The sequence below is a fragment of the Natronorubrum halalkaliphilum genome (genome assembly GCF_009834785.1).
GTDB classification, from domain to species: domain Archaea; phylum Halobacteriota; class Halobacteria; order Halobacteriales; family Natrialbaceae; genus Natronorubrum; species Natronorubrum halalkaliphilum.
Window position 1 is genome coordinate 1 of the sequence record NZ_WUYX01000039.1, and the last position, 11,725, is coordinate 11,725.

Genomic DNA, 11,725 nt, shown 5'->3' on the forward strand with positions numbered 1-11,725 from the left:
GGTCGTGGTCCGCTCGATGAGCGCGTCGTAGTCGTCGATTCCGTACGCCTGCATAAACTCGGAGACGTTGGTCGACTCGACGAATTCCTGGCTCGGTTCGTGAACGATCGGTTGCTCTCCGATAGATTCCGATGGCATGAGGATACTCACTGATAGGGCAGATAACGGTATAAATCATTGGACCAATCGGCCGTGCAAGTAGCCGCCCGAGGTGAGCGGGGCAAGTGTCGTTTGAGTCGGCTGGGTTTGCCATCGAACTCCGGCGATGTAACGTCGGTCTCGATGGGCGGACTCCCGATGTTCCTGTTGCTCTGCCATGTTACCTGTACCGTTCCCGCACGCCAGTTTCTCGACGTCACTGAACCCATCGGCATCCATGAGCGAACAGGATGAGGAATATGGTTCAGTACACCCGTTCGGACAATTCACGAGTTCCACACCTGAACCGACGGTTTCTACCGTTGCAAACAGTTATGGTTCCTGATCCAGAGTAATCAAACAGGAATGACACCGACAGAGTCGAGCGACTCCGACCAACCAGCAGATGATTCGAAAGAGCGGACCGTTATCGATTTTGCGGGACACTTGCACCCAAGCGCGACGTCCCCCGACGAGATTACGAACCGCCCGCTCACAACACATCTCGATCCGTTGGAACAAGATCCAACCGCGCTCGCGAACTGGTACGCAGATGCGGGATTCGACGGTGCTGTCCTTTCACAACCGTACTACATGGGCCACAGCGATGCAGAACAGACGCGGGACGCCAACGACGAACTCCTTCGAATCATCGGAGAGTTCGAGGAATTCTACGGCCTCGCAGCGATTCCAGTCGCTGCCGGACCCGACTCCGCAGCAGACGAGTTCGAACGCTGTCTCGAGAACGGATACCACGGCGGCGCGCTCGAGACCAGTTCTGCCGGGATCGAACTCGTAGACGACGAGGTGCAACCGGTTCTCGAGGTTGCGAATCGGACCGGCGCTCCGCTGTTCGTTCATCCAAAAATACACGATTCGGTACACGAAGATGCGCTTGACGATCGCTATCTGTTGAATGCGATCTTCGGTCGCGAAGTTGCACTCTCCGAGAGCATCTGTAACGTCATTCACGAGGGTATATTCGAACGCTATCCCGATCTCACTCTCGTCTATCACCACCTGGGAGGGAATATCGCTGCGATGATGGAACGTATTCGTCTTCAACTTGATCCCGGTCGGTGGCCGGGGCGACAAGAGCACGTGATGAGCTACGATGCGTTCCGAACGCAACTCGAGGAGCAAGTTTACGTCGATACGGCCGGTTTCCTTGGCGACTCTGCCCCGATTCGGCTAGCACTAGAAGAGTTCCCAGTAACGAACGTCTTGCTCGGTACGGACGCACCCTACGAACCGCGAACGAACGAGGAGCTCCGGCGATTCGTCTCGTCGATTGACCAGGTGTGTTCCCCCGCCGATGCAAATCGGGTGCTGGGAGGCAACGCACTGGAGTTGCTTGTCAACGTCGATCGCTAACACAAACGGAGGGGACAGCCGTTCGGATACGTTCCAGACACTCACCGAGAAATACTTCGTTTTCGTTCGGAGAAGGGTGAACCGACGTGGAGTCGGTATCGGCGCTACCGCTCTCTCGTTTCACTCGGGGCGCGATCAATCAGAGGCCGAGAATGTCTCGAGCCTCGTCTGGCGTCGCGATCGGGCGCTGTAGTTCGTTGGCGATACGGGCTGTCCGTTTGACCAACTGCTCGTTGCTCTCGGCGAGTTCTCCCTTTTTGTAGTAGACGTTGTCTTCGAGTCCAACGCGGACGTGACCGCCGAGAAGTATCCCCATCGTTGTCAGCGGTAGCTGATGTCGACCAACGGCCAGACACTGCCACTCTGCATCGTCCGGCAGATTGTCTACGAGGTTGATGAGGTTACGCGGGTGTGGAATCGTTCCCGTCTGCATCCCCAAAATCAACGTACACCAGTACGGTTTCTCGAGGAACCCTTCCTCCACTAAGTGGTTCACCTCGGTGAAGTGGCCGGGGTGAAAGATTTCTAGTTCCGGTTTGACACCGTGTTCAGCCATCTTCTCTGCGAACTCTTCGTTCTGCCCTCGACTATAGTTACGGACGGTGTCCTTCCCGAAGTTCAGTGGCCCAACATCGATGGTTGCGATATCCGGCCTCGGTTCTACGTCGAGGATAGGTTTGATTCGCTCCTCTCTGGGGTATCCCCCTCCAGTGGTGAAATTGACGATGATGTCATCGCACCGCTCGTCGATGGCATCTCGTAGTTCCTGAAACCTGTCAACAGACTTGGTATCTTCGTGGTTCTCGTCTCTGGCATGGAGGTGAACGATAGACGCGCCGGCCTCCTCGCAAGCGGCAACGTCTTCGGCAACCTCTTCCGGCTGTGTCGGAAGGTTCGGGTTAGCTTCTTTCCCGTGTAATCCACCAGTGGTTGCGACACTAAGTATCATCTTCTTGTCATAGTAGTCCTGAAATCCTTCGTAGACCATGGTACAAGCGTAACACTTCGTCTAGAGTATTAAATCTTTGGTGTATGGTACCGCGGAGCGGTGAATTTTGCCGAAGGACGATCCGGGACTACGGGGATGATAATGTTCGTGAAACAACAAACGAAAGCGCAGTAGCGGCACCGAACAGCCAGATTCCGACATCGAAGTGACCAATATTTCCCAACGAGCCGATGATAAACGGGGATACTGCGGTCAGCGCGATGTACGTCGTTCGCAGTATCCCGAACCCGGTCCCGCGCATATTTTCCGGGAGCGTCTCGATGAGATACGGCAATGCGACCGTCACTACGCCAATGGGTGCGCTCGTAAATACGGTAACAATAATTACAGTTGGAAGCGACGTGACTACGGGTAAGAGGCCGAACGCCGCAGTCCCGACCACCGACAATATGCCGATAACCATGACCTTGCCGAACCGGTCGGCAGCAACTCCCGCAATCAAGTTCATTACGGCTGCCGAGCCGAAGAACAAGCCGAGTAACACCGAAGCATGTTCCTCACTGAATCCTTTCTCTGTAACGAGATAGGTTGGATAGAGTCCGGTATGCCCCTGAAAAATAAACGACTGCACGAGCAACACGATAAATATCGCCGCGACCTCAGGACGTGAAAGACTTCGACCGACGTCACGAAGCATCGTCCGTGAGAGGACGGCTGACTCCGGTGGGGCCGATGTTCGTTCGGGGATCGTCACCCAAAGTGCGATGACCAACAGCAGCAAGATTGGAACAGCGTACCCAACGCCGTATCGCCACGCAATCGCAACCGCCAAAAATCCGGCCAGCACCGGAAGGATCGTATTACCGACGTCCCCGACAGCCATCGTGACCCCGTGTGCGACACCGTCTCGTTCCTCGAACACGTCCGAAAGAATAGTAAAGCGCGCCGGGGCGAACATCCCGCAACCAAACCCTAACAAACCGATTCCAACGACAACCGCCTCGAGGCGCTCGAAACCAAACACCAAGACGGTGCCGAATACCACGAGCGTCATACTCGCGGCAAGGACGTTTCGTTCCCCAACCCAGTCCCCGAGAACGCCACCAGGAAACTGACCGATGGCGTACGCACCGAAGAGCAACGAGATCAGCAATCCGCCGGTAGCAATATCGAGACCGTACTCGAGGCTAATGTGAGGCAGTAGTACGGGAAACGAAAGCCGAAGCCCCTGGGCGAAGAACCAGCAAGCGGCGATCACGATCAGAATCCGGAACGCTCCGTCGGAATCCCGGCCGAACTGAGTCCACTGAGATTTCATATGTAGTGTTTTCGCGGGAATCTGAGGTTGTTACGCAGGGAGTTTATCCACTGTCCGTCCTTTCTGGGCCTGCACAGCCGCTATCCGGTAGCTGGGACCGTGAAAAATTGGCTTCGGTAGGGACGTTCGGACGGACGACTCACTGCGGGTACTCGATACCGGCGTCCTCGTAGTAGTCGATCGCCGCCGGATGGAGATGATCGTTTTCGATTCCGAGGAATTCGTACCGTTCATCGATCGGAGACTCCTCCGGCGCATCGCCCCAGCCGTAGGTGTGGAAGATCCGGTTCCCGTCTGTCAGAGCATCCTGTTGCTCTACGAGGATTTCCGTTAGCTCGTAGACGACGTCCTCATCCATGTCTTGGCCAACGTACAGCTGACTCGGCGTAAAGAAGTAGTCGAGGGGACCGTTGTTGATGGTAATGTCATCAACGGTGTCAGCGTCCACCTCGAGATAGTCCCACCCGCCGGTCACGCGGTCCATGGTAGCGTCGATAACGTCGTCGGGGATCGGAATGTGGACGAAGTCACCTTCCTGCTCGTAAACCTCTACGTGGGCACCGTTGTGGTAATACTGATCGAACAGGAGTGGCTGCCAGGCGTCGATTCGATCCTCGAGAAGGGCCGACCGTTGGTCGGTGAACCCGAGGTATTCGGTATTTATTTCCCCGTCTAGACCACCTTCCTCGAAGACGTACTCGTTGATCGGGTTCGTCGCCGATCCGCGGTGTAGATACGCGAAGTCGCTCCCGCTGAGGTCCTCGAAGGATTCGATTCCCGTACGTTCGAGCGTCGCGAGGTAGAATCCACTCATGTGGATCGTCGGCGTGATTCCGAGTGGGAGTTCGTCCTCGGGAACGGGCTCCTCGAACGGTTCTGTTCCGTTCCGGGCAGCATAGTATGCGGCCGCACTGGAGAGTCCCGCGTCATTTTCATCGTTCATGACGCGCGCGAAGTTCTCCATAAACCCGGTCGTTGTCTGCGGTTGGAGCTGAAGGGTATCAGAGTTTTCTTCGACAATCTGAGCCATGACTGCCGCCCAGGTGAACGGAGGTGCGTCCTCGGGGTTTGCTGCAACGCTGAGCGCACCACTTCCTCCACCGTCTCCATTTCCTCCCGTTCCGTTATCGTCTTCGGTGAGGCAACCAGCTAGGCCAGCGATCCCGGCAGCACCTGCGGCTTTGATAAATCGTCGTCTGTTGGCATCCGTAACCATGGTAAACTGAATGGAGGTGATAGACTATAAATTCACCGCATCGATTCCACATAGATAATATTAATTAAAACACGGTATCGTGGCGAATTCCCGAAAGGGGTCCTCTACCGTGAAACGGACGGAAAATCACCGACTAGACGAAAATCTCGTCGCAAAATGACGATGCAAGTGCCGCGAAAATACGAGGAACAACCTACGCTATCGGAACGAGCGCGAGGACCTGTGTGGGGAACAGGATCGCTAGCCCTCCGACAGTCGCCGCCACATTGATATAAAATGAGTCGAAGATACGCTGCACCCCAGACATCAGGAAAAGCATCCCAACGATAACGAAGACGGCACTTATTGCCGTCGCGGTTCCATCGTAGAGAATCAATTCCGGTCGAGTGATGAAGAGGAACGGCAAGACGAAGTACGGAACACCGATTTGGAGCGACTCCTTTACCGTCCTGAGGAAGTCACCTCCTGAGATGTTCGTCGCGATCGCACAGGCTAACGCGACCGGTGGGGTGATGGCCGCGACCATCGCCCAGTAAAGGACGAAGAAGTGAGCGATGAGTTCCGGAATTCCCAACTCGAGCATCATTGGAGCCAGTAACGACACGGCAAGCAAGTACGCGGCACTAATCGGCATTCCCATACCAAAGATGATGGTAACTGCTGCAACAACGAGAAGCACGGCTATCAGAATGCCACCGGTAAGCGCGGTGCCCTGAACCGCAATTTTCACCGGAAGACCGGTGGACGAGAATACCGTCACGACCGCACCCATCGATGCGAGAATGATCGTAATAGGAGCCATCATAATCGATCCCTGTGCGAGCCCTGATACCGTCTGTTTGGTGAAGTCGATCGGGTAAAACTCGCGGTAGCCGATTGCGATGAGAATCTTCGTACCCAGATAGAAACCAAGGGTATAGAGTCCCGCCAGTGTCGGTGAGTATCGGAAGTATGCAAGAGCGATGACAAGGGCGATCAGGCCAACAACCATCGGGACAATCGCTTTCATGAGGTCAACGCGGTTGATCTCGCGGTCGAAACTCTCGTTCTCGGCTTGTTCCTCCAGTTCCTGCAATTCCTCTTCCGATGCATCTCGCCTCTCGATCATCTGGTCACGAAGAACCGAGAAGTGAACCGCAACCATGATGAGAGCATACAGGAGCACTGCCACCAACGTTGCGTGGATAATAACCTCCGTATATGACATTCCGAGCAACGAAGCCATGATGAACGCTGCCGAGCCCATGATCGGCGGTAGCACCATTCCTCCCGTCGACGCAACCGACTCGATTGCAGCGGCCCGGTCCTTATCGATTCCTCGGTCCATCATCATTGGTATTGTGAAATTCCCGCTGATGACGACGTTTCCGGCTGGGGTTCCGACGACGGCCCCGACGAACATACTGGCTGTCACAGCCATCTGATAAATACCCGACTTGAATCGCTTACTCAGAATATACGCTACGTCGAGTAACGACTGAATCTCATTGAACCCGCGAAGCAGTCCGGCCCAAATGATGAAGATGTAGATCCAGAGGGCTGCGATAACGGTGAGCCGGCCGTACGCCCCCGTGAAATTGAGGACTCCGATCTCCAGCGTTCGTTCCATAGAAAGTCCACTGTGGCCGAAGAACCCAGGAATCTGTGTGCCGAGGAGGCCGTAACCCACTGCGACTAAAATCACCCCCAAAAGAACGTTTCCGTACTCACGCCGAGTGTATTCAGTGATAGCAACGAAGACGATCGCAGCCACGAGGATGTCGACGGTCGTGTATCCGATCATTGCTCGGGTCGATGCAAGTTCGTTAAAATTGGAAAGGACGTACACCGTCGCTATGAAAATACCGACGAAGAACACTGCATCGACCACTTTGGTCAGGAGACTATCCGATTCCTCGAGTTTGACCAAACTATAGAGTGCGACGGCGAACCCAAGGTGAACCGCACCATACAATCGACTCTCGTACGGCGTCATGAGGGCGTAGTAAAGCCCATAGATTGCCATAAAGACGCTAAAGCCATATTTTAGCCCCTCCATGGGTTCTGCTCTGACGCGATTCGCTGTGTCTCGCAGGGCTAAGCGTGATTTCTGTACTGTAGAGTCCATTGGTATCACTTATCATTGTATAGAGTTACCTCCATGACTATAAATCCAATTGTTTCTGATTTTATGATTCCTAGACGAGAGGTATCCTGATTACGACAAAAATCGGCTGTGATAACCTGTCTAGGTTCACAGTGCTACGGCAACAGGACGGTAGGAACAGAGGTTGGTCTACTACCGTCGTTATTCAATACCAGATCGTTCCGCTGTCAACGTTGATATCCTGTGCAGTGATGTGAGCGCCCTTTTCGCTTGCGAGGAAGACGACCAATTCAGCGGTGTCTTCCGGCTTAGGGAGCGCCCCGAGCTGGTTTCGATCGGTGAACAGTTCGCGTTTAGCCTCTGCGGTCGTGATTCCCTCTTCTTGCGCGTACTCGGATACAAAGCGGTCAATACGCGGAGTTTCCGTTGCTCCCGGACAAACCGTGTTGACGGTAATACCGCTCTCACCGAGTTCTGCCGCGAGTGTCCGTCCAAGCCCCACAACTGCCATCTTCGAAGCAGCATACGGCGTCCGCTCCGGACGTGGACGCTTCCCGGTAATCGAGGAGATGTTGACGATTCGTCCCTGGTCGCTCTCTTTGAGGTGCGGTATCGCATGCTTCGAGACGAGAAACACGCCGGTTGTGTTCACTGCTAGCGTTTCTTCCCAGTTTTCGCGAGTGATTTCCTCCGCGGGTGCACTTGGCCCAGGAATTCCTGCATTGTTGACGACACAATCAAGGCTACCGAACTCATCGACGGTAGACTCGATTCCCGCACGAATCGTCTCCTCCTCAGTGACATCTACTCGAATCGGCAGCGTCCGTTCTGGCGCGTCGATGATCTTTGCAGTCTCCTCAACCTCGTCGCTTCTTGCCGCCAGTGCGACCTTCGCACCAGCATCTGCCAACTCGATCGCGATTTGTCGGCCGATACCCCGACTTGCACCGGTGACAAACGCAACGGTTCCCTGGAGCATTGATTACTCGTCGTCTGTGATCGCAACCGCTCTGACAGGCGAACCGGTGCCATCACGGATTGGTAGGGGAATTCCGACATAGAGGAACCGTTCGCCGGCGACCTTATCAAGATTGGTTAGGTTCTCGGTGTTCGTAACTCGTTCTTCCTTACAGACGCGGTGGGCGGGATAGTCGTCGTCCTCTCCGTTTTTGCGCCGCGTCATCTCAACGCTCGAGTCGATGCTCGGTGCGTCGACGCCGATATTTACGACACCCTGATCAGCGAGCCACTGGGTCGCTTCCCGGGTTAGACCCCCGTAGTCGTAAAGCCATTCGTAGGTGTCCCAGTTCCGGTTCCAGTGACCCGTGTAGAGGAGTACCGTCTCTCCCGTGTTAACCTCTAACCCGTCTTCCTCGAGTTGGTCCTGCAGTTGCTCTGCACTCAAATAGTCCTCCGAAGATCGAATATAATCGCTTACATCGACACAGACTGCATCGGTGTAGAACATGTGAAGTGGCATCTCTTCGATGCTCTGGGACCCATCAGTCGAGTCAATGTGGTTCATAGCATCAGTGTGGGTTGGACCATGGTCGCTAAAGATAACACCGAGTGTCGCCGTCGTCAGCGGGTCCTCACCGTACCGGTCTTTGGTCTCTTCGTGCGTCTTCATGTCGTAAATCGCCGTTCGCTGATGGCCAGGGTACACCGGCATCCCTTCGTAGATTTCTGTTGAGATGTCGATAATTTCCTTGCCGTCAAGCGCAGCGCTTCGTGGGAACGGACTCTCTGTCATGGATTGTCTCCGAGCGACAAAATTCGTTATACAGGCTTAAATCTTTTGAGTGATAGTTGTGTTACCATTCAACACAAGCCCTCACAGACTGTTCCCTAACACGGACTTGCAACGACAGAACGTGATCCAGTAGTAGTATTTATCACGGTGGCCTGTATATTGGTAACTCATGTACCGAGTACTAGTGCCAGTTGACGGTGACGACACAAGTGCACGTCGACAGATTGAGGCTATCGCCGAATTGCCAGACGCATCAAATGCCGTTGAAGTGATCCTCTACCACGTATTTGAGGAGCTTGACCAGGCAGCCGATGGGGAGGGTGGTGCGTATCTCGATGACCTGTACGAGGACCGTGACCCGCCCAAAAGCATCACAACCGCCGAGTCGCTCCTGGAGGAAGCAGACATCGAATACGAGACAGTGATCGAAATCGGAGATCCCGGAGAAAACGTCGTCAACACCGCAAAGAAACGAGATGTCAACGGTATCATCATGGGTGGTCGAAAGCGATCCCCAATCGGAAAGGTCCTGTTCGGGAGTGTCACACAAGCCGTGATTCTCTCGTCTAACCTCCCAGTAACAGTTGTCGGGCAAGAGCCCTAGTCGAACCCGTGTTTCGTGAAGTAAGGGGCTACATTGTATCGATGCTGACTGTCTGCAACTCAGTAGTAATCAGCCGATGCTAACATCAAGTACTGTCCTTGGTGTCGCGTTTGCGTTGCTCGCTGCGATGAGCCTTGCGAGCATGACCGTAATTCTCCGAAAAGGAACCGACCAAGGGACAGCGAACAGTGCCCTAGTCGTTGTGTTGGTTGGAAATATCGTTGTGTTCGTTCCCGCCGCGTTCCTACTGTATTATCCTGACCTCCAGATTACATCCCTCTCATTTCTGACGTTCGTTGCAGCGGGATTGTTCGGCACGATGCTCGGCCGAGCATTCTATTATACAAGTATCGAACGGATCGGAGCCAATCGCTCCGATCCGATCCGCGCATCACAACCGCTGTATGCGACGGTGATCGCAGTGATCGTTCTCGGTGAGGTACTCACACTTCCACACTTTATCGGCATTCTTCTGATGATCGGCGGAGTCGCGATGATCGTCCTCGAGACATCCGGATCGGCCGGCGTTAACAGCCTCGAGTCGCGAATTGAACTGGCACTTCCGATAATTGCAGCTATCTTCTTCGGTATCGAGCCAGTGTTTGCGCGAATTGGCCTCCAAGAGGGAACTCCAGTCTTCGTCGGACTCGCGATTAAGACACTTGTCGGTACGATCGGCTTCCTTTCTTACCTGGCGTACCGCCGGCAACTTCCTGGCCCATCGAATCTTCTGGGAGACCCCAACACACCGTGGTACATCGGTGCAGCGGCGGCTAATTCGCTGTTTCTACTCGCATATTATACCGCTCTGGAGGTGTCACGCGTTGTCGTTGTCGTGCCAATCGTTCAGATGACACCAATGATCGTTATACTACTGTCGTTCATTTTCTTGCCCCGTCTAGAAATCGTAACGGCTCGGCTCATTACTGGCGCGGGAGTCATTATCTCTGGAGCGGTTCTTATCACAGTCTATGGCTGATCCTTGCCAAGGAAAGCGTTCCATCACAGGTCGCCATTCAAATAAGAAGGTGAAATAAATGAACGACTAGATCATGAGTGTGAAAAATTAAGCACGAACTCGTTGATCTTCCCCAGCAACAATGGTGGGAGCTCTTCGGTCAATCGTTCACCTTGCATTCGGAACGCAGGTCCAACAATAGTTATCGCACCCAACACGGTCCCATCCGAGAGGCGGACTGGTGCCCCAACCGAATTAACACCATCAGTGTGCTCGCTGCGAGCTATGGCGTAACCACGTTCTCTGATTTCTTCGAGTTCCGTCAACAGTTCCTCTCGGTCTTGGATCGACTGTGTTGTCTTCTGCGGAAGCCCATGGTGATCTAAAATGTCTTCGATACGTTCTTCAGGTAAATTGGCGAGAATTGCTTTTCCACCCGATGAGAGGTGGAGTGACGACCGCTTGCCGAGGCGGACTTCAGTGTTGACGCCACTTTCGCTCGTCTCCCGGTAGACGAACACTCCAAGACCACGGTGTTCCATAATAAAAGAAGCTGCCTCGTTCGTTTCCTGAGCTAGTTCTCGAACAGTCGGTTTAATCTCCCGACGAACGGGCTTGGAGTGTCGAACATACCCCCCGATATCAAGAAACTTCAGTCCAAGGTGGTATTCTCCATTTCTTTTGTCGACGTACCCCTGTTGGTGAAGTGTTTTCAGGTACCGGTGGGTTGTACTCGGCGGCAGATCGAGGTGATCGGACAATTCCGTTACCGTAGCCCCATCGAGATCCTTCAACGTCTCGACAATCTGAAAGAGCCTGTCGGCAGATTTGATGACCCCAGCCGTATCGTCATTCACTGGCATACACCATGCATGTGTTTTACTACCATATATAAATTCCGGATAGTGGATTTACAGTATATTCTCATAGATAGCCATCTCAAAAGGAGAGACACCCGTTAATAGACGAAGCGTTAGTTAATACCGGCCATTTTAGATTCCGTTTTGTGGAATTGAATCCATGCATATTTCTCACACCACACGGTCAAGTGTCAACTAACTCGATAACCGATTCAGCAGTAATAAATGTGAATATCAACCGTTTTCCGTAACATTTTCCACTGCCACCTCAACTCACAGATTTCGCTCGGAAACCGTTATATGGACGTTTCAGCTTCTGAAGAAGCAGTTCCAATATATGGGATTTTCTACGTAATTTGTTCTCACACCCTGGTCAAATTAGGATTCCATCCGTCTTTAGTTAGGAGACAAAACGCATGACAGCGACGGCTTATCGTGGCTATTTTTCGGAAGGAATGAGGAGGTGTCG

The 11,725-nt window shown here is 53.6% G+C and carries 10 protein-coding genes; 3 read left to right on the forward strand and 7 right to left on the reverse strand.

What is annotated here, in order from left to right; genetic code table 11:
- Positions 1-504 precede the first annotated feature (504 nt).
- Entirely contained in the window at positions 505-1,512 is a 1,008-nt protein-coding gene (locus GS429_RS13190) for an amidohydrolase family protein (protein ID WP_160065841.1), read from the forward strand.
- A 139-nt stretch (positions 1,513-1,651) separates the two neighbouring features.
- Here the strand turns inward: GS429_RS13190 and GS429_RS13195 are convergent, their stop codons facing one another.
- The 6 genes from GS429_RS13195 to GS429_RS13220 all read right to left on the reverse strand — a co-directional run bounded on the left by GS429_RS13195 (position 1,652) and on the right by GS429_RS13220 (position 8,834).
- Positions 1,652-2,500 carry a beta-keto acid cleavage family enzyme gene (locus GS429_RS13195; protein ID WP_160065842.1) on the reverse strand — a complete coding sequence of 283 codons (849 nt, stop codon included), beginning with the start codon at positions 2,498-2,500 and terminating at the stop codon, positions 1,652-1,654.
- An 88-nt stretch (positions 2,501-2,588) separates the two neighbouring features.
- The gene (locus tag GS429_RS13200; RefSeq protein WP_160065843.1) at positions 2,589-3,779 is read right to left on the reverse strand and encodes an MFS transporter; all 1,191 of its coding nucleotides are present in this window, start codon (positions 3,777-3,779) and stop codon (positions 2,589-2,591) included.
- Between the two features lie 139 nt (positions 3,780-3,918).
- Positions 3,919-4,995 (reverse strand): TAXI family TRAP transporter solute-binding subunit, encoded by a 1,077-nt coding sequence (locus GS429_RS13205; protein WP_268892288.1) that lies wholly within the window; start codon positions 4,993-4,995, stop codon positions 3,919-3,921.
- A 193-nt stretch (positions 4,996-5,188) separates the two neighbouring features.
- A complete protein-coding gene (locus tag GS429_RS13210; RefSeq protein ID WP_160065845.1) occupies positions 5,189-7,033 on the reverse strand; it encodes a TRAP transporter permease in 1,845 nt (614 codons plus the stop codon).
- A gap of 253 nt (positions 7,034-7,286) precedes the next feature.
- The gene (locus GS429_RS13215) at positions 7,287-8,060 is read right to left on the reverse strand and encodes an SDR family NAD(P)-dependent oxidoreductase (protein WP_160065846.1); all 774 of its coding nucleotides are present in this window, start codon (positions 8,058-8,060) and stop codon (positions 7,287-7,289) included.
- A gap of 3 nt (positions 8,061-8,063) precedes the next feature.
- On the reverse strand, positions 8,064-8,834 hold the full coding sequence (locus GS429_RS13220) for a cyclase family protein (RefSeq protein WP_160065847.1): 771 nt from the start codon (positions 8,832-8,834) through the stop codon (positions 8,064-8,066).
- 169 nt (positions 8,835-9,003) lie between these two features.
- Here GS429_RS13220 and GS429_RS13225 point away from each other — a divergent pair, with 169 nt between their 5' ends.
- Together GS429_RS13225 and GS429_RS13230 are read left to right on the forward strand one after the other, a co-directional pair.
- Positions 9,004-9,438: a universal stress protein gene (locus GS429_RS13225; RefSeq protein WP_160065848.1), complete on the forward strand. Its 435-nt coding sequence runs from the start codon at positions 9,004-9,006 to the stop codon at positions 9,436-9,438.
- A 76-nt stretch (positions 9,439-9,514) separates the two neighbouring features.
- The gene (locus GS429_RS13230) at positions 9,515-10,417 is read left to right on the forward strand and encodes a DMT family transporter (RefSeq protein ID WP_268892289.1); all 903 of its coding nucleotides are present in this window, start codon (positions 9,515-9,517) and stop codon (positions 10,415-10,417) included.
- 71 nt (positions 10,418-10,488) lie between these two features.
- Here the strand turns inward: GS429_RS13230 and GS429_RS13235 are convergent, their stop codons facing one another.
- Positions 10,489-11,259 (reverse strand): IclR family transcriptional regulator, encoded by a 771-nt coding sequence (locus tag GS429_RS13235; protein ID WP_160065850.1) that lies wholly within the window; start codon positions 11,257-11,259, stop codon positions 10,489-10,491.
- Positions 11,260-11,725: the final 466 nt, after the last annotated feature.